This is a genomic window from Aquisalimonas sp. 2447 (assembly GCF_012044895.1).
Classification (GTDB): Bacteria; Pseudomonadota; Gammaproteobacteria; order Nitrococcales; family Aquisalimonadaceae; genus Aquisalimonas.
In genome coordinates this window covers 2,873,575-2,891,654 of record NZ_CP050695.1, presented here as the reverse complement: position 1 = coordinate 2,891,654, position 18,080 = coordinate 2,873,575, and the positions used below count along the sequence as shown (strand labels likewise).

At 65.9% G+C, this 18,080-nt stretch carries 18 protein-coding genes; 8 read left to right on the top strand and 10 right to left on the bottom strand.

Annotated elements, in window-relative coordinates; all coding sequences use genetic code 11:
• Window positions 1-5 precede the first annotated feature (5 nt).
• From KU884_RS13725 to KU884_RS13715, 3 genes are read left to right on the top strand one after another with little or no spacing between them, the layout of a single operon-like run.
• A complete protein-coding gene (locus tag KU884_RS13725) occupies window positions 6-1,151 on the top strand; it encodes a toxic anion resistance protein (protein WP_174813744.1) in 1,146 nt (381 codons plus the stop codon).
• Window positions 1,148-1,453 carry a DUF1330 domain-containing protein gene (locus KU884_RS13720; protein ID WP_167783140.1) on the top strand — a complete coding sequence of 102 codons (306 nt, stop codon included), beginning with the start codon at window positions 1,148-1,150 and terminating at the stop codon, window positions 1,451-1,453. The genes KU884_RS13725 and KU884_RS13720 overlap by 4 nt, the downstream gene beginning before the upstream one ends.
• Window positions 1,453-2,841 carry an FAD-binding oxidoreductase gene (locus KU884_RS13715; RefSeq protein ID WP_167783139.1) on the top strand — a complete coding sequence of 463 codons (1,389 nt, stop codon included), beginning with the start codon at window positions 1,453-1,455 and terminating at the stop codon, window positions 2,839-2,841. The genes KU884_RS13720 and KU884_RS13715 overlap by 1 nt, the downstream gene beginning before the upstream one ends.
• Here the strand turns inward: KU884_RS13715 and KU884_RS13710 are convergent.
• Window positions 2,798-4,075, bottom strand: a complete 1,278-nt coding sequence (locus KU884_RS13710; RefSeq protein WP_167783138.1) for an acyl-CoA dehydrogenase family protein — start codon at window positions 4,073-4,075, stop codon at window positions 2,798-2,800. The genes KU884_RS13715 and KU884_RS13710 overlap by 44 nt on opposite strands.
• 179 nt (window positions 4,076-4,254) lie before the next feature.
• On the opposite strand from KU884_RS13710, the gene KU884_RS13705 reads away from it, so the two are divergent.
• On the top strand, window positions 4,255-5,040 hold the full coding sequence (locus tag KU884_RS13705) for a transglutaminase family protein (protein ID WP_167783137.1): 786 nt from the start codon (window positions 4,255-4,257) through the stop codon (window positions 5,038-5,040).
• 12 nt (window positions 5,041-5,052) lie between these two features.
• On the opposite strand, the gene KU884_RS13700 is transcribed toward KU884_RS13705, so the two are convergent.
• From KU884_RS13700 to KU884_RS13670, 7 genes are all read right to left on the bottom strand, one after another.
• Window positions 5,053-5,895: an oxidoreductase gene (locus KU884_RS13700; protein WP_167783136.1), complete on the bottom strand. Its 843-nt coding sequence runs from the start codon at window positions 5,893-5,895 to the stop codon at window positions 5,053-5,055.
• A 64-nt stretch (window positions 5,896-5,959) separates the two neighbouring features.
• Window positions 5,960-7,537, bottom strand: coding sequence for an apolipoprotein N-acyltransferase (lnt, locus tag KU884_RS13695; protein WP_167783135.1), 1,578 nt, complete (start codon window positions 7,535-7,537; stop codon window positions 5,960-5,962).
• A gap of 202 nt (window positions 7,538-7,739) precedes the next feature.
• Window positions 7,740-8,627 carry a hypothetical protein gene (locus tag KU884_RS13690; protein WP_217351375.1) on the bottom strand — a complete coding sequence of 296 codons (888 nt, stop codon included), beginning with the start codon at window positions 8,625-8,627 and terminating at the stop codon, window positions 7,740-7,742.
• Window positions 8,628-9,007: 380 nt separating this feature from the next.
• Entirely contained in the window at window positions 9,008-9,499 is a 492-nt protein-coding gene (locus KU884_RS13685; RefSeq protein ID WP_217351374.1) for a hypothetical protein, read from the bottom strand.
• A gap of 3 nt (window positions 9,500-9,502) precedes the next feature.
• On the bottom strand, window positions 9,503-9,916 hold the full coding sequence (locus KU884_RS13680) for a hypothetical protein (protein WP_217351373.1): 414 nt from the start codon (window positions 9,914-9,916) through the stop codon (window positions 9,503-9,505).
• A gap of 342 nt (window positions 9,917-10,258) precedes the next feature.
• Window positions 10,259-10,720 (bottom strand): acetylxylan esterase, encoded by a 462-nt coding sequence (locus KU884_RS13675; protein WP_167783134.1) that lies wholly within the window; start codon window positions 10,718-10,720, stop codon window positions 10,259-10,261.
• Between the two features lie 235 nt (window positions 10,721-10,955).
• On the bottom strand, window positions 10,956-12,251 hold the full coding sequence (locus tag KU884_RS13670) for an MFS transporter (protein WP_167783133.1): 1,296 nt from the start codon (window positions 12,249-12,251) through the stop codon (window positions 10,956-10,958).
• Window positions 12,252-12,402: 151 nt separating this feature from the next.
• Here KU884_RS13670 and KU884_RS13665 point away from each other — a divergent pair, with 151 nt between their 5' ends.
• From KU884_RS13665 to KU884_RS13655, 3 genes are read left to right on the top strand one after another with little or no spacing between them, the layout of a single operon-like run.
• A complete protein-coding gene (locus KU884_RS13665) occupies window positions 12,403-13,491 on the top strand; it encodes a mechanosensitive ion channel family protein (protein WP_167783132.1) in 1,089 nt (362 codons plus the stop codon).
• 50 nt (window positions 13,492-13,541) lie between these two features.
• The gene (locus tag KU884_RS13660; RefSeq protein WP_167783131.1) at window positions 13,542-14,468 is read left to right on the top strand and encodes a MoxR family ATPase; all 927 of its coding nucleotides are present in this window, start codon (window positions 13,542-13,544) and stop codon (window positions 14,466-14,468) included.
• Entirely contained in the window at window positions 14,469-15,824 is a 1,356-nt protein-coding gene (locus KU884_RS13655; RefSeq protein WP_167783130.1) for a VWA domain-containing protein, read from the top strand.
• 15 nt (window positions 15,825-15,839) lie between these two features.
• On the opposite strand, the gene KU884_RS13650 is transcribed toward KU884_RS13655, so the two are convergent.
• Together KU884_RS13650 and KU884_RS13645 are read right to left on the bottom strand one after the other, a co-directional pair.
• Window positions 15,840-16,961, bottom strand: coding sequence for a M48 family metallopeptidase (locus KU884_RS13650; protein WP_167783129.1), 1,122 nt, complete (start codon window positions 16,959-16,961; stop codon window positions 15,840-15,842).
• Between the two features lie 18 nt (window positions 16,962-16,979).
• Window positions 16,980-17,573, bottom strand: coding sequence for a LemA family protein (locus KU884_RS13645; RefSeq protein ID WP_167783128.1), 594 nt, complete (start codon window positions 17,571-17,573; stop codon window positions 16,980-16,982).
• 185 nt (window positions 17,574-17,758) lie between these two features.
• Here KU884_RS13645 and KU884_RS13640 point away from each other — a divergent pair, with 185 nt between their 5' ends.
• Window positions 17,759-17,998, top strand: a complete 240-nt coding sequence (locus tag KU884_RS13640) for a CDGSH iron-sulfur domain-containing protein (protein WP_167783127.1) — start codon at window positions 17,759-17,761, stop codon at window positions 17,996-17,998.
• Window positions 17,999-18,080: the final 82 nt, after the last annotated feature.

Sequence of the window (18,080 nt, the reverse complement as noted above, 5' to 3'; positions counted from 1 at the left end):
AGCGAATGAGCGAGGGCAAAGGAGACGAGCCGCCGCTGACCCTGTCCGTGCCGGACGTCGACGAGCTGGCGGACGAAAAGGCGGGTGCAGCGCAAGAGGATGCCGACCTGGCCGCGGAAGCCGACAGCTTCGTGCAGGCCCTGCTGGAGGCCGGGGACAGCAGCGCGGGGCACCAGCGGGAGTCCGTGGATACGCTGGGCCGTGACGTACAGCAGGAGGCGGCGCACCGCAGCGCCATGCTGGAGACGCCGCTGCGCCGGCTGGCCCACCAGGGGGATGACGGCGGCCCGGTGGCCGACTCCCTGGAACAGCTGCGCACCCGCATGGCCGAGCTGGACCCGAACCGGCACAAGCTCTCCAGCGACGGCATCGGGCGCTTGCTGTCCAGGATTCCCGGCGTCGGCACCCCCCTGCAGCGTTACTTCCGCCGTTTCGAGACGGCCCAGGAGGCCATCGACGCCATCATCCATGATCTCGAGTCCGGCCGGGACATGCTGCGGCGGGACAATGTCACCCTCAATGACGACCAGACCGCCCTGCGGGAGAGCCTGACGCGCCTGGAACGCCAGGTTGCCCTCGGCCGCCGCATTGACCGGCGGCTGCAGGAGCGGGCGGCGGAGCTCCGGGAGGACGACCCGCAGCGCACGTTTCTGGAAAACGAGCTGCTGTTTCCGCTGCGCCAGCGCATCACCGACCTGCAGCAGCAGCAGGTGGTCGCGCAGCAGGGGATTCTCGCCCTGGAAGTGGTCATCCGGAACAACCGTGAATTGATCCGCGGCGTGGATCGCGCCATCAACGTCACCGTATCGGCCCTCAACGTGGCCGTCACCGTGGCCATGGCGCTGGCCAACCAGCGCCTGGTGCTGGATCGCGTGGAGGCGCTGAATGCCAGCACCTCGTCGATGATCGCGGGCACCGCCGAGACCCTGCGCCAGCAGGGCGTGGCCATCCAGAATCGTGCCGCCTCCACGTCGCTGGACATGGAGCAGCTGGAGGGGGCCTTCGCCAATGTCATGGCGGCCATCGACGAGGTGGCGCGCTATCGCCGCGAGGCCCTGCCGCGCCTGGATGCCCAGATCGACCGCCTGGAAAAGCTCGCCGGTCAGGGCGACGCAGCGTTACGGTCCGTGCAGGAGGGAGACCGCTCATGAGCGCCTATGTCATTGGCCACGTGACCGTACGCGACCAGGAGGCCTGGGCCGCGTATCGCGCCCGGGTGCCCGATACCCTGGCACCCTGGTTCGGCGAACTGCTGTTCCGCGGGCATCTGGCAGAGGTGCTGGCCGGAGACCATCCACACCGGGCGGTGGTGGCACTGAAGTTCCCCACGGCGCGGGAGGCGCGTGGCTGGCACGACTCCGCGGCCTACCAGGCGCTGCTGCCGCTGCGTGATCGTGCGGCCGATGTCACTCTGTTACGGTTCGATGGCGACGAGAGCAGTGGAGCCGACTGATGGCTACCGGAGCGGATGCGGCCCTGGATGACCTGCGACGGGAACTGGGTGAGTACGTGTCCACCGCGGCAGCGGTGCGGGAGCAGCACGGCCATGACGAATCCGGCTGGCCGGTCATGCCGCCTGACGCAGTGGTCTTCGCGCAGGACCGTGCACAGGTGGCTACGGCCGTTACTCTCTGCGCCCGCCATGGTGTGCCCGTGATCCCGTACGGTACCGGTACCGCGGTGGAAGGACACGTGCAGGCGGTCCGGGGTGGTGTGGTCATCGACCTCGCGGGTATGGATCAGGTGCTCCGGGTCAGCCCCGAAGACATGGACTGCACCGTCCAGGCCGGGGTCACCCGCAAGCAACTCAACCGCCATTTGCGTGATACCGGACTGTTCTTCCCCGTGGATCCGGGCGCGGATGCCTCCATCGGCGGCATGGCCGCCACGCGGGCGTCGGGCACCAACGCCGTGCGTTACGGCACCATGGCCCACAACGTGCTCTCGCTCACGGCGGTGCTGCCGGACGGGCGCATCATCGAGACCGGCCGTCGTGCCCGTAAGTCCTCCGCCGGGTATGACCTGGCCCACCTGCTCATCGGCGCCGAGGGAACCCTGGGCGTGATCACCGACATCACCCTGCGCCTGCACGGGCTGCCGGAGGCAGTGAGCGCGGCGGTGTGCGCGTTTCCATCCGTGGATGCGGCGGTGCAGGCGGCCAGCGTGACCATTCAGAGCGGTGTGCCGGTGGCCCGAGTGGAACTGCTGGACGAACTGCAGATGCGGGCCATCAATGCCTACGCCGGGCTGGATCACGCCGAGGCGCCGCACCTGTTCCTGGAGTTCCACGGCTCGCCGGCGGGTGTCGCCGAGCAGGCGGAGACTACCCAGGCCATTGCCGCTGAGCATGGCGGCACCGCATTCCAGTGGTCCACCCGGGAGGAGGAACGCAATCGCCTGTGGCAGGCGCGCCACGATGCCTTCCCGGCGGCCATGCAGCTGCGGCCCGGGTCCCTCCCGGTGATCACCGATGTGTGCGTGCCGGTATCGGCCCTCGCGGGCTGTATCGCTCGTGCCCAGGAGGATCTGGTTGCCATGCCCGTTCCAGGGACGATCGTTGGCCATGTGGGCGACGGCAATTTCCACGTGATCCTGCTCTGCGATCCGGACAGCGAGGAGGAGCACGCGGCCGCCAAGGCATTCAACCAGCGCCTGGTGGAACAGGCCCTGGCCCTGGACGGCACCTGCACCGGTGAGCACGGCGTGGGACTGGGCAAGCGGGGCTTTCTGGCCCACGAGCATGGCGACGCCGTGGAAGTCATGCGTGCCGTCAAGAATGCCCTGGACCCCCAGGGCATCATGAATCCGGGGAAGATCCTCCCCGATCCTCCGTCAGGGTGAAATAGGGCGCGATGGCGCCCCGGGTCTCCCTGGCCCGTTGCAGTTCTGCCCGGGCCACCGTGCGCAGATGCACCTCGTCGGGGCCATCGAGAAAGCGCATGGCGCGCCCCCAGGTCCACAGGTAGCTCAGCGGCGTGTCCGGTGTCAGGCCCATGGCGCCGAATACCTGGATGGCCCGGTCCAGAACCCGTGTCTGCAGTTGCGCGACCACCACCTTGATGGCGGACACCGCCGTATGCGCGGCCCGTGCCCCGTGCTGATCGATCTGCCAGGCCGCCTGCAGCACCAGCAGCCGTGCCTGATCGATCTCCAGGCGCGAGTGGGCGATCCATTCGTTGATATTCGCCTGTTCCGACAGATGCTTGCCGAAGCTGCGCCGTTCCAGCGCGCGCTCCCGCATGAGCTCAAGCGCCACCTCGCACTGACCGATGGAGCGCATGCAGTGATGGATGCGACCCGGCCCCAGGCGGGCCTGCGCCATGGCGAAACCGTGCCCTTCCTCGCCGAGCAGATTGGCCGCGGGCACCCGCACGTTGCGGAACACCAGTTCGCAGTGGCCCTCGGGGGAGTGGTAGTGCATGATCGGGATGTTGCGGGCGATCTCGAGCCCCGGTGCGTCCATGGGTACCAGCACCATGCTGTGCCGCTGATGGCGCTCCGCCCCGGCGTCTTCGTCGGAGACGCCCAGCACGATGGCCAGGCGGCAGTTGGGGTGATTGGCGCCGGTGATGAACCACTTACGGCCGTTGATGACGTATTCGTCGCCGTCGCGGCGAATGGACGTCTGGATGTTGGTGGCGTCCGACGAGGCCACGTCCGGTTCGCTCATGGCGAAACAGGAGCGGATCTCCCCCTCCAGGAGCGGCTTCAGCCAGTTACGGTACTGGGCGGGTGACGCAAAGAGGTGCAGCAGTTCCATGTTGCCGGTGTCCGGCGCCGAGCAGTTGAACACCTCCGATGACCAGTGGACCCGCCCCATGGTCTCTGCCACCGGGGCGTAGTCCAGGGTGCTCAGGGCGGTGCCGGGCTCGTCCTCGCGCAGGCCGGGGAGGAACAGGTTCCACAGGCCGTCCCAGCGGGCCAGGGCCTTGATGTCGTTCACCAGTTCCACGGGGTATTCGCCGCGGGCGACTTGTGCATGCCACTGTGTGTTGTATGGCAGTACGTATTGCTCCATGAACTGAAAGACCTGTTCACGGATGGCGCTGCTGCGCTCGCTGTGCGCAAAATCCATGCTGCCTCCCTGGTTATGTCCGGAAAGGTTGGTGGTATTCAGGCAGCGTGCCGGCGACGGCACAGCCGGGCGATGACCCAGATCAAGTGAACGCGCTACCCTGCGTCCATACTGGCGTGTCGCCGGTGCTCCCTTGCTCAATTGCAGCGCACTGAACCTAGGTACAGGACACATAGATAATGCGACTTGAAGTGGGTTGCTCCATCCGCATGCATTGCCCCCAGCAGACGCCGTTGATTCTGCTGTTGCGCCCGCGCAGCGGGGTATCGCAGTGGGTGGAGGAAGAGCGCTACGTCCTGGACCCCCACGTGCCGGTGGACGAGTACGTGGACGGCTTCGGCAATCTCTGCCAGCGGCTGGTGGCGCCTGTCGGTGCCTTCCGGATTGAAACCCATGCCCGGGTGCGTACTGTCCCCAGCGTGGATGTTGCGGCGGGTGCGCCTTTCGTGCCGGTGCCGCAACTACCCGATTCGGTGCTCGCCTACCTGCTGCCCAGCCGTTTCTGCGAGTCCGACCGCCTGGGTGCCATGGCCACCGAGCTGGTCGGTGGCGAGCGTCCCGGCTACGACCAGGTGGCCGCCATTTCCCGCTGGGTGAATCAGCACATACGCTACCGGTCGGATTCCGATCCGGCGCCGGTGTCCGCCACGGAAGTGCGAGCGCGGGGGAACGGTGTCTGCCGTGACCTCACGCACCTCGCCATCGCCCTGTGCCGGGCCATCAATATTCCGGCCAGAATGATTGCCGGCTACGTCCAGGATCTGGAGCCCATGGACCTGCATGCCTGGTTCGAGGCCTGGGTCGGTGGACGCTGGTACACCTTCGACCCGACCCAGCCCCAGAAGAACAATGCCCGGGTGGTCCTGGCCCAGGGCAGGGATGCGGCGGACGTCCCGGTCTACAACCAGTTCGGTCCCCCGGTCATCCCAGAGCACATGCGCATCACCGTCCGTCCCTTGAACTGAAGCCGGGCCCGTTTACGCCTCCGGGAACTCCGTGGGCGCGCCGGCGCGGGATTCCCAGGCGTCGATGTCGGCGGTCACGGCGGCGAGTTTCTCGCGGATGCGCCCGTAGGCGTAGCGTCCCAGCGGAATGCGCATGGGCGGGTTGTCCATGGCCACCGCTTCGAGGATGACTTCGGCTGCGCGTTGCGGATCGCCGGGCTGGTTGCCATGGCGGTTGGTGACCGTCTCGCGACTCGCACCACTGGTGGTGGCGTAATCTTCGATCACGTGCTCCGCCAGGCGCAGTGAGCGCCCGGTGAACTCGGTCCGGAACGGGCCCGGCTCGATGAGGGTGACATGGATGCCCAGTGGTTCGAGCTCTCCGGCCAGCGCTTCGGACAGCCCCTCCAGGGCGAACTTGGATGCCGCGTAGAAGCCGTAACCGGGCCGCGCCGTCATGCCGGCCACGGAGGAGATATTCACGATGCGGCCGCTGCGGCGCCGGCGCATGCCCGGCAGCAGGGCGCGGGTGAACTCCACGGTGCCGAAGAAGTTGGCCTCCAGCATGGGGCGGTACTCGGCGGGCGTCATTTCCTCCACGGCACCGATGAGGCCGAAGCCGGCGTTGTTCACCAGCACGTCCACCTGGCCGAAGGCGCGTTCGGCGGTGGCAGCGGCGGCAGCCGCCGTCCCTTCCGTATCGGTGAGGTCCAGCGCAAGTGTGGCGACCTGGCCCGGATAGCGCTGGGCAAGATCCTGCACTGCCTCCTGCTGCCGTGCCGTGAGCACCGTGGCGTCTCCACCCCGCAGAACCGCCTCTGCCAGTGCGCGGCCGAACCCGCTCGAGGCGCCGGTGATGACCCAGACGCGTTGCATATCGTCCCCCCCCGTTGTTGTGATGTTCGGGTCGCAACCGGGGTCCATGCACGGTGAGGCCGAGTCAAGTCCCGGCTGCGGCGGCGCGATACCGCCGGCCGGCGGTGAGCGCCACCAATATCACAATGGCCTGCACGCCGTACAAGGTAAAGAGGAACACCCGCGGATAACGACTGTAGATACTGCCACCGCTGGCCGGGTCATGGGGCAGCTGCAGGATGGTGGCGGTGCGGGTGAAGGTGTCGGTGGTGGCGACGATGCGGCCGTCCGGACCGCTGATGGTCGATGGCCCGTTGTTCATGGCATGCACCACTGGCACCCGGTTCTCGATGCCGCGAAGGACGGCCTGGGCCGCGTGCTGATACGGCTGCCGGGTTTCGCCGAACCAGTTGTTCATGGACTGGAACACCAGCACGGTGCCTTCCGGGTGTTCATTGACCGCGTCCGCGACCAGCGCGCCTATCGCCGTCTCGAAACAGATCTTGGGGACGATCCGTATGCCGTCGATGACCGCGCTGGCGTGCTCGACGCCACGCGAGAGGTCTCCGGCCGCATCACCGAAATAGGCTCGTGCCGGGCGTTCAAGCAGGGGAATCCGCTCGACCAAGGGGATGAACTCGCCGAAGGGCATACGGCGCATCTTGCGGTACCGGGCGGTCTCGGTGCCGTCCGCTCCCAGGATGACACTGGCGTTGTACTCGGTGGTTTCCGTGCGTTCGTTGTCCTGGAAGATCAATGGCGTCTGCAGTTCCCTCACCTGACGCCGGTAGGCCTGTTGCACGGAGGGGTAGCGGTGGTAGCCCTTGAAGCGGGTTTCGGGCCAGACCACCAACTCCGCCCCCTCGGCGGCGAGTTCCCGGGTCATGGCCATCTCCGGTGGGGCCAGACGTGTGTAGCCGTCGGCCACCGGCGGGATGGACGCGCTTGGCGGGTCGTTGGGCTGGACGATACCGATCCTGCGCTCGCTCCAGTTGGTTGTTTCCGGTTGCCACTGGAGCAATGCCGCGGTGCCGTAGCCGAACCAGGCAACGACCACGGTCGTGGCAATCACGCTGGCAGGACGTAACCAGCAACGTCTGCCGTCACGAAGGCCCTGAAACAATAATGCGGACGTCCCCGTCAGTATCAGGTCCACACCGTGGCCACCCACCAGATCGGAGCCCTGGATCCCGGGCAGGAACCCCGTCTGTCCAGCGGCCAGCGTTATCGGTGTAAGGAGCGGGAAAAGGGCGAAAACGGAAACGAAACTCACCGGGAAAAGCAGCAGAACCGGCCAGCCGGTGCGTTGCTCGAGCCAACGGAACAGGAGTGCTGCCAGGGCGATGCTCTGGGAGACGTAAAGCCAGTAAACGGTGGCCGCAGCAAAGCTCGCCGTTGGCCCATGGCCGAGGAAGTTCGCCACCATTTGCGGCATCCAGTAATGGGCGGCGGCCCATGCCGCAACACCTGTCAGCGTGCCCAGAAGCCAGGCACGCGCGATGGTGGCCCCCCGCAGCGCGAATAACAGGGGGACAAAGGCGACCCAGCCCGCCAGGAACAACTGGGGGTGCAGGAAAGGAAGTGCCAGCAGGATCCCGGAACACAGGGCAAGCCCCCCGCTGCGCAGCGGGGCGGGGATGGCGGCTGTAGATATCGGCGGCATGAAGGCGAGTGTTCTGTCCCCGAAGTGCGCTGTATTTTGCCTGTCCTCTGGGCCGCACAGGCGCTCAAAATGCAACGCACTTCGGGGACAGGACACTAGTCTATTCGGTGTGCACGTCACGTCGCCATTGCGTAAAGCTGCGCCCGTGAGCGAAGAAACCGGCGCCGGGTCTCTCCCGGCGCCGGATTACAGCGGTGTTACCTCAGTTGAAGTCCTTGGTTTCGACCTCCCAGTCGCTGCTCTGGCAGAGGATGCAGTCGCTGCCGAAGAACGTGGCAGCGGCGTCGCCGTCGTCCATGAGGTAGTAGCGCAACCAAGCGGTGGACGGGCCACGGAAGTCGCCGGCGCTGCCCACCGGCTCGAAGTGACCGGCGCCCTGCAGGATGCCCCAGAATACCGGCACGTTAGCCCGGTTGAAGATCGGGCCCTGGTTCAGTGTGGTGCCGGCAATTGAATCACTGCTGCCGGACATCAGGAACATCGGGCCGTTCTGGTTGCGCTGCGAACTGGTGTCATGGCCCAGGCCCAACTGATAGGGCTGCATCGGCGCGGTGGTCGTGATCCGCTCGTCCTGGCCGGCCATGATGGCGCCGCCGCCGCCCTGGGAGTGGCCGGATGCGCCGACGCGGTCCATGTCGACGTTGCCGCCGAACTCCTCTTCCACGGCGTCCAGGCACTCCAGCATGTCCTCGCCGGTACCGGCGTTGGACGTCTCGGCCGCCGCGACCACGAAGCCATGGCTGGCCCAGTGGTTGAGCAGACCGCTGTAGGTGGTGGGGCTGGAGCCGGTGCCGTTGCCCCAGATGATCACGGGGTGCTCCAGGCCGGTGCCACCGATATCGGATGGATAGCGGACATCGCAACTGCTGCTGAACCAGCCGCCGCCCAGACTGGTGCTGCTGGTGCTATAGGGACCGTCATCGGCGAAGTCGGTGACGCCCGGGAAGCCGGTGCCGGTTTCGTTGCCGGGCGGGGTCGGGTCATCACCTCCGTTACCGTTCCAGGCCATGGCACTGGTGGTGCCCAGGGCAAAGGCGGCGGCCAGCAACCAGGTGGTGGTTGTTGTTGCCCTCGTGGTTTCCTTTTGCATAGCGCTACTCCTCGTTTGCTATTTCTTTCGTTGTTTGCCGTGAACTTGCGCACAGCGGCGCGGGGGAGATCGGCCGCCTCACGGCGTGCGGCCAGACCATACTGCGAGGGGCGACCGGTGGTTGCCGGCCATTGTACAAGCTACCGAATCGCGTTTAGTGATGTGAGAAAGAAACGATAACCGTTTATGTATCATTTGTATGACTATATTTAGACTGCTATTCCAGATTTGTCAAACTCGCATCGTGACCTATTTGCGTGGCGGCCTGGTAACGCAAGCGTATGAGGGGGAGGTGTCTCTAGGCGTAGAGACGGGTAAAGACGAACAAGGAAAACCGGCGCCGGGGATTCCCGGCGCCGGTTTCATGGGAGGACGTCACATTAGTTGATGTCGCTGGTATCCACGTCCCAGTCGCCGCTCTCGCAGAGGACGCAGTCGTTGCCAAAGAACATGGCGGCGGCGTCGCCGTCATCCATCAGGTAGTACCGCATCCACGCGGTGGAGGGGCCGCGGAAGTCACCGGCGCTGCCCATGGGCTCGAAGTGGCCGGCACCCTGCAGCGTGCCCCAGAAGACCGGTACGTTGGCCCGGCTGAAGACCGGTGACTGATTCAGCGTGGGGCCGGCGATGGAGTCGCTGCTGCCGGACATCAGGAACATGGGCCCGTTCTGGTTGCTCTGGGAACTGGTGTCATGCCCCAGGCCGATGGTGTAGGGCTGCATCGGTGCCGTGGCGGTGATGCGCTCGTCTTGGCCGGCCATGATGGCGCCGCCACCGCCCTGGGAGTGGCCGGAGGTGCCAACGCGGTCCATGTCCAGGTTACCGCCGAAGGTGCCTGTGCCGGAGGCGTTCGCCTCTTCCAGTTCGTCCACGCACTACAGCATGTCCTCGCCATCCCCGGCACTGGACGTGTCCGCACCGGCGACCACGAAACCGTGGCTGGCCCAGTGGTCCAGCAGGCCGCTGTAGCTCGTTGTGCTGGTTCCGGTGCCGTTGCCCCAGACAATCACCGGGTGTTCCAGGCCGGTATCGCCGATGTCGGACGGGTAGCGGACATCGCAGCCGCTGCTTCCCCAGCCGCCGCCCAGGCTGGTGCTGCTGGTGCTGTAGGGACCGTCATCGGCGAAGTCGGTGACGCCCGGGAAGCCGGTACCGGTTTCGTTGCCGGGCGGGGTCGGGTCATCACCCCCGTTGCCATTAAAGGCCAGGGCACTGGTGGTGCCCAGGGCAAAGGCGGCGGCCAGCAGCCAGCTGGCAGTGGTGGTGCTCCTCGTATTGAAGCGTTCCATGGCGAGTCTCCTCATTTCTGTTGAATCGTTATTTGCCGTGATTGTCGCGCCTAGCAGACGCTGAAGAGGGATCAATCAACTCACGGCGATTGATCGAGCCCTGTGCTGAATGGTTATCGGAAACCGGTCAGAGTGCCGTTGATGAAGAAAACGATAATTCAGGAGTGATCATGTATGATACGGAACATCGTATTGTTTCATTTCTGGTAGTTGTAAACGCCAGTCGCCGACGTGTCAAATCCCTGCCTTGAGCCCGGGGGCATGACGTTGCCCGAGTCCCCGGCGTCGGCGTGATGGAGAACTGCGCCGGGAAGCCCGGCGCCGTTGCGGTAGGACGCTACATCAGTTGATGTCGCGGGTGTCCACGTCCCAGTCGCTGCTCTCGCAGAGGACGCAGTCGCTGCCAAAGAACCAGGCGGCGGCGTCGCCGTCGTCCATCAGGTAGTAGCGCATCCATGCCGTTGACGGACCGCGGAAGTCGCCGGCGCTGCCGGTGGGCTCGAAATGGCCCGCACCCTGCAGAATGCCCCAGAACACCGGTACGTTGGTGTTGCGGAATACCGGGCCCTGGTTGAGCGTGGTGCCGGCGATTGCATCACTGCTGCCGGACATCAGGAACATAGGCCCGTGCTGCTCGCTCTGGGAACTGCTGCGGTGACCCAGGCCGATGGTATACGGCTGCATGGGCGCCGTTGCGGTGACACGCTCGTCACGCCCCGCCATGATGGCGCCGCCGCCGCCCTGGGAGTGGCCGGAGGCGCCGACGCGGTCCATGTCGACGTTGCCGGCGAACTCCTCTTCCACGGCGTCCTGAAGATCGCGATTGCTGCACGCTATCGATGCAGCCGGAGCACGCGATCCGGTCGCGGCGCCGGACCGCGTGTGTTGCGAAGACCCAGAAGTCTGGAGCTTTCGCGGAAAAACATTTATCGTCTCAAAAAGAGACGATAAAGCATAATGTATTGTCGCCTACAGGCATAGACGACCAGTCTCATGGTGTCAAATGAATGACGCGTTCAACACGTCAGTTCGCAGGGTGTCAGCGCGGCGGGAGGGGTGTGTCCGGAACGTCGCCATCAGCGGTTGTCCCGGACGGCGGTGAGGCGGGTTGGTCGTCGTATGCGCGCGGATCCAGCTCCGCAATCACGGCGCTGGTCCGGGACATGGTCCGGTACGGCTGGCGCACGGGAGCGCGGTCCGTTCCCTGTATCCAGGCCGCCAGTCCGGTGACGAATCCCAGCGCTGCCAGATAGTAGAAGAGGCCGGAACCGCCGATCCAGGCGATCACCCAGCCGCCGACGACAGGCCCGGCGGCGGCCCCCACTCCCCAGAGGAAGAGCAGCGCCGCTGCCACGGAGACAAAATCGCTGCCCGGCCCCACCGTGTCGTTGGCCTGGGAAACGGCCAACGGGTAGAACGTGAAGGTGAATCCGCCGAACACCGCCGTGGCGACCAGCAGCGCCTGCATCGGCACCTGCGCACTGAACAGGCCGATGGCAACGGCCAGGACGGCGCTGGCCAGGCCGACGATCAGGATTAGCGGTCGTCTGCCGAAACGGTCGGAGAAATGGCCAATGGGCCACTGCAGGGCCACGCCCCCCAGGATCAGACTGGCCATCAGCGTGGCCACGCCACCCACATCCAGGCCCAGGCGCAGGGCGAACGCCGGTGTCAGGGTGAAGACGGCACCGCTGCTCAGGCCCGATGCAAGGCAGGTCCAGGCCGCCAGCGGTGCGCCAACCAGCGTCTGACGCAACGCCATCGGCACATGGGGAGACGGTTCCGGCGGATTGCTGGCGCGACTCAGGGCGACTGGAACCAGGCACAGCGCGAACAGCAGGCCGACGACCATGAACAGTTCCGCGCCCGCCGGGTCCCCCAGGTGTAACAGGAACTGCCCGGCGCCCAGGGCGACATAGGAGATGATCTGGTACAGCGAGAACACCCGCCCGCGGGAGGCAGGGTCTGCGCGTTCGTTGAGCCAGCTCTCCACCACCATGTAGATGCCGGCGATGCTGAAACCGATGATGGCCCGGAGCAGGAACCAGGCCGCGGGCAGGACATACAGGCCCTGGAGGAGAATGGCGGCGGTGCAGAGCGCCGCGAAAATGGCAAACGCACGGATGTGCCCCGCCTGCCGGATGATCCGCCCCGCCTGGTGAGAGCCCACAACCAGACCGACATAGTACGCGGAAAGGACCAGGCCTTTGATCAGCGGGTCAATGGCCTCGAAGCTCAGCCGAATGCTCAGCAGGCTGCCCATCAGTCCACCGCCCAGGAGCAGGATGGCCATGGAAGCGAGCAGGGCGGTAATCGATGCCAGGAAACGGCTCATGGGTCTCCTGTCTGCATGGCCGAGAACGGATGAAAATGGCTGGCCAATCGAGCGTCGGCCAGTCGTGCCGCATCCGCAAGCGTTGTGGCAATGGCGTTGTCCATGGCGGTTTGCGTAAGCTGGGCACGTTACGGTCCCGGGAGCAGGTGCAATGGACGTAGAATCCGTCGAGGACGTGTTGCAGGCCTGGCTGGTGGTGGCCGTGGCCTCGGTCATGGCCGTGGTTCTGGTGCTGGGCGTCTATCGCATTATGCTGGCGGGATTGCGCCGGATGCTCAGACCGGAGCACCTGGCGCGCCTTTTCCTCGACAACGCCGCGCGGGCGCTGGGGGCGGTGCTCTGTCTCCTGGCCCTGCAGGTGGTATGGCAGCAGGCGCCGGCCGACCTTCCTCTGGTCCCGGTCACGCAGCATTTGATTACCCTGCTGCTCATTGTGGCGCTCACGTGGGCGGCGGTCCGTTGTTCGGCGGCCATCGGTGAGGTGATTGTCCACCTGAATCCGCCATTGCCGGACCAGAGTCGTCAGGCGCGCAAGATCGAGACCCAGACCCGGTTCATCACCCGTGGGTTGAATATCCTCATTGTCATCGTCGGTTTCGCGGCGGCGCTAATGACCTTCCCGCCGGTTCAGCAGCTGGGCACCAGTTTGCTGGCGTCGGCGGGGATCGGTGGCATCATTCTTGGCTTTGCCGCGCGACCGGTGCTTACCAACCTACTCGCAGGCATGCAGATCGCTCTGACCCAGCCCTTCCGCATCGATGACGTGCTGTTCGTGCAGGGGGAGTGGTGCTGGGTGGAGGAGGTGACCAGCACCTACGTGGTGCTGCGGGTGTGGGACTTGCGGCGCCTGGTGGTGCCGTTGCAGTGGTTCATCGAGAATCCGTTCCAGAACTGGACGCGCAACTCCAACAACCTGTGTGGCCCGGTGTTCCTCTGGGTGGACTATCGCATGCCCATGGAGCCGTTGCGCGAGGAGTTCATGCGCCTGCTGCAGGAATCTCCGCAATGGGATGGCGAGACCAGCACCGTCCAGGTCACCGATTCTTCCAGCCAGGCCGTGCAAGTGCGTTTTCTGATGAGTGCCGGTGATTCCTCTGCCACCTGGGACCTCCGCTGTCTGGTGCGGGAGGGGCTGGTCGCCTTCGTGCAGCGAGCGTATCCACAGTATCTGCCGAGGATACGGGCGCAGTTCGAGGAGGCCGGGGGCCTGTCCCAGGAGCAGCCGACAGACCTGCGCTAACCGCATTTACCTACATGACAACGGAACACTGACGGAAAGGACCGCTATCCATGACCGACGCAGTCGAACAGATCCACGGGTTGACCGACGAACTGGCCCGGGTTGGCTATATTTCCAGCGAAGATGTGGCGATGGTCGTCTATCTCGGTGACGCCCTGGGCAAGCCGGTTCTGGTGGAAGGCCCTCCCGGCGTGGGCAAGACGGAACTGGCCCGTGCCGTTGCCGACGTGGTTGATCGCGAACTCATCCGATTGCAGTGCTACGAGGGTCTGGACGAGGGGCGGGCGCTGTACGAGTGGAAGTACGGCAAGCAACTGCTCTACACCCAGTTGCTGCGGGACCGCCTCGGCAGTCTGCTGGCCGACAGTGACAGCCTCGGCGACGCGGTCCGGCGTCTGGACACCCTGGGTGGCGGGTTCTTCTCGGAACCGTTCCTGGAGGCGCGGCCGTTGCTGCAGGCCCTGCGCTCGGAGCGGGGTGCCGTGCTGCTCATCGACGAGGTGGACAAGGGTGATCCGGAGTTCGAGGCCTTCCTGCTGGAATTTCTGGCCGACTACCAGGTCACCATTCCGGAACTCGGCACCATTGGCGCCGTGCATACCCCCATTGTCTTTCTCACCAGCAACGGCAGTCGTGAACTTTCCGAGGCACTGAAGCGGCGCTGCCTGCATCTCCACATTCCCTACCCGGACCGGGTGCTGGAGGAGCGCATCCTGGCCCAGCGAGTGCCCGGCATGGGGGAGGCGTTGCGTGGGGAAGTGGTGGCGTTCGTGCACGGGCTGCGGGAACTTGACCTGCGCAAACGCCCGGCCATCTCCGAGACCCTGGACTGGGCGCGAACGCTGCTGCTCCTGCAGGCCGATCAGCTCGACACGGAACTCGTCCAGCGCACCCTGAATGTGCTGCTGAAGTTCCAGGATGATGTCGAGACCGCCATGCCCCGGGTCCGCGAGTTGCAGGCCGGGGCGCGCAGCTGAATGGAGCGGCTGCTCACCGAATTCGTCCAGGTCCTGCGCGGGGCTCACATCGACGTGGGGCCCGCGCAGAGTGCCGATGCGGCCCGGGCGCTCACCGTCACCGGCGTGATGGACCGCGAGCGCACCCGCCGCGTGCTTGCGGCGACCCTGATCAAGGACCAGGACCAGCGGCCAGCTTTCGACGCGTGTTTCGACCGCTATTTCCAGACCGGGAGAACACAGCCGGAGGAGGAAGGCGTGTCGCCGTCACCAGCGGCAGAGCACTCGGACGCCGAAACTCCCGCCCCTGTCGGGGAACAGGCGGGTGGGGGCGGTGGTCTTGCCCGTGCGCTGGAGACCGGTGACACCGCCGCGCTGGAAGCGCGTCTGGCACATGCCATGAACGAGGCCCGTGTCGCCGAGGCGCGTCACTGGACCCAGACCGGTGTCATGACCCAGCGGGTACGACAGGTGCTGGAACTGGACGCCGTGGATAGCATTCTGCGCCGTCGTCGCGAGCAGGGACAACCGGCGGAGCGGCTGGCCCGGGCGCGTGCCGCGTTCGATCGGCACATCCGGGACCGGGTGGAACAGCGGGTCCGCATGCAGGCCGAAACCCATGCCTGGACGTTCCGCGACCGGGTGCTGCGTCAGACGCCATTGTCGGCACTGGATCGGCGTGACCAGGCGCGTATGCGGGAACTGGTGCAGCGCCTGGCGCGGCGTCTGGCGGCCCGCCACGGTCGCCGACGCCGCCGGCACCGCCGTGGACGTCTGGATGCGCCGCGTACCGTGCGCCAGAGCCTGCGCTATGGCGGTGTGCCGTTTCAGCCTGTGTGGAAGGGGCAGCGGCGTGACCGGGCTCGCGTGGTGGTGCTGTGCGATGTCAGTCAGTCGGTCCGTGGTCAGGCCGCGGTGCTGTTGCCCTTCGTTCACGCACTGCAGGGCGTGCTACCCGAGGTCCACTCCTGGGTGTTTGCCAGTGACCCGGTGAATGTGACCACGCTGTTTCGCCAGTACGCGCCGGAGCGTGCCATGGCGGAGGCCCTGGCCCACTACGGCAATGGTTCCACGGATTACGGCGGCACCCTGGCAAGCTTCGACGCGGCCACCCAGCGCCTGATTCAGCGCCAGACCACTGTGGTCATACTGGGGGACGGTCGCAACAATCATGGTCCCACGGGCGTGGAGGCGCTGGAGCGAATTGCCGGTCGGGCCCGGGAGGTGATCTGGCTGAATCCGGAGCCGGAGCGTAGCTGGGGGACGGGGGATTCGGAAATGCCAGCCTATGCCAGGCGCTGTGATGAGGTTCTGCGCTGCCGAACCCTCCGGGACCTGGAGTGGGCGGTCGCGGAACTCCTGCGACGAGCCGGCTGACCCGTCGGGGTCGGTCTACGCCAGTTCGGCGCGGCTCTCGCGGATCATTTCCTTCTGTGGCATGCGCCAGACCTGATCCGTTTCCGGGTTGAACTGCGGCTCCAGCGCACGGATGCGATCCGTGAGCGGAGGATGGGTTGCCAACAGGCCGGGTGAACGCCGGGCGACCGCCTCGGCGAACAGCATGTGCCGTATCTCCTCACCGTGGGCGTTGTTCATGCGCTCGGCCTGCTGCAGGGCGCCGATCTTCTTCAGCGCGTTGGCCAGGCCCTCGGGGTTGCGGGTGAACTCCACGGCGGTGGCGTCGGCCAGGTACTCGCGGCGGCGTGACACCGCTGCCTGCAGCATGCGCCCCGCCAGCACGCCGAGGGCGCCGAGAATCAGCAGGCTGATGCCGATGGCCATGGCTACCAGCACGGCCCGTTGATCCCGCCGCCCGCCACCGGTGATCAGCACGCTGCGCATGGCCATGCGACCCGCCACGGTCAGCGCCACCAGGCCGAAGATCATGGCCATGAGGCGGAGATTGAGGCGCATGTCGCCGTTGGCAATGTGGGCAAACTCATGCGCCACCACGCCCTTGAGTTCCTGGCGGTTCAGCGATGCCAGGGCGCCGTGGGTCATGCCAATGGCGGCGTTGTCCGGGGAATTGCCCGCGGCGAAAGCATTGATGCCCTGTTCGTGCTTGATCACGAACACCTTCGGTATCGGCAGATTCGCCGCGATGGCCATCTCCTCGACCACGTTGTACAGACGCCGGTGCGTGGCGTTGGTGCTGTCGCGGGTGATCTCGGTGCCGCCCATGGAACGCGCGACGTTGGCGCCATCACCGCCGAGCATCAGGCCGCGCACCGCCGCCGTGACCAGGATGATGCCCAGGACCGCAAGCCCTGCCATTACTGCCGTGCCGGGGTCGAACTGGGTCAGCAGCACTTCCCCGGACGGCTGCACCTGCGTTTCCCCCCGTGGCCCGGCAGCGGTGTGTTCGCCGGCACCGCCCAGCAGCAGTCCGGCCAGCGCCCCCACCGCCACGGCGATGGCCGCCGCCAGGGCGACGAACAGGGCCACCAGGACCAGGGTCTGGCGTCGGGCCCGGGCCTGGGCCTCGGCAAAGTTGAAGAACGCAGAGTCGGTCATGCAGCCCCTTTGGCCAGATCAGGAGAACGACACCTGGGGCGGCTCCTGGAGCGATTCCCGGTCCTCGAACTCCAGCATGGCGGCACGGGTGAAGTTGAACATGCCGGCGATGATGTTCGACGGCACCACCTCGACGGCGTTGTTGTAGCGCATGGCGGCGTCGTTGTATGCCTGCCGCGCGTAGGCCACGCGGTTCTCGGTGGAGGTCAGTTCCTCCTGCAGGCTCTGGAAGTTCTCGTTGGCCTTGAGGTCCGGGTAGGCCTCGGAGAGGGCGAAAAGGCGCCCTAGTACACCGCCCAGCGAGCCCTCGGCCTGGCCGAGCTTGGCCATGGAGTTCGGGTCGCCGGGGGCGTTCTGACTCTGTTGGCGAACCTGTTCGGCGTTGTTGCGCGCCTCGATGACAGCCGTGAGCGTCTCGCGCTCGTGCTGCATGTAACCCTGAACCGTCTCCACCAGGTTGGGGATCAGGTCGTGGCGGCGCTTCAGCTGCACGTCGATCTGCGCAAAGGCGTTCTTGAATGCGTTGCGCTTGCGGACCAGGCGGTTGTAGAGCAGTACGCCCGGCAGAACGATGGCGAGAACGATCACCAGTAACGCGATAATGACTTCCATACTCGGCCTCACGGTTGGCGGCAGGGCTTCCCTGTTGTTCGCCGTGAATGGTAGCGCGGATGGCGCCGTCGGTCACACGCCCGGCTTGGCAAGGGGCGGCGGGGGCGTCCACCATGGACTTGCCGTGCCGGTCGTGTTTCATTGTGGCGTCAGTCAGCAATCACGCAAACAGGAGCACAGCACCCATGAGCGAACCGGTGGTGGCGAGCAAGACCCCGTATGTCCTGGAGCTGGAGTCGGGCACCTATATGTGGTGCCGGTGTGGCCGGTCCGCGAACCAGCCCTACTGCGACGGCTCGCACAAGGGCACCGATCTGGCGCCGGAGAAACTGGTGCTTGAGGAACCGCGCAAGGTGGCGCTGTGTGGATGCAAGCAGACTGGCAATCCCCCGTATTGCGATGGCAGTCACAAAAATGTGGACTGAACCCGCCAGTTGTCTGTCGTGAGTCAAGTCAGCCGCAGAGGCTGACCTGTAATCTGTTGCATCGATTGTCCTGATACCGTTC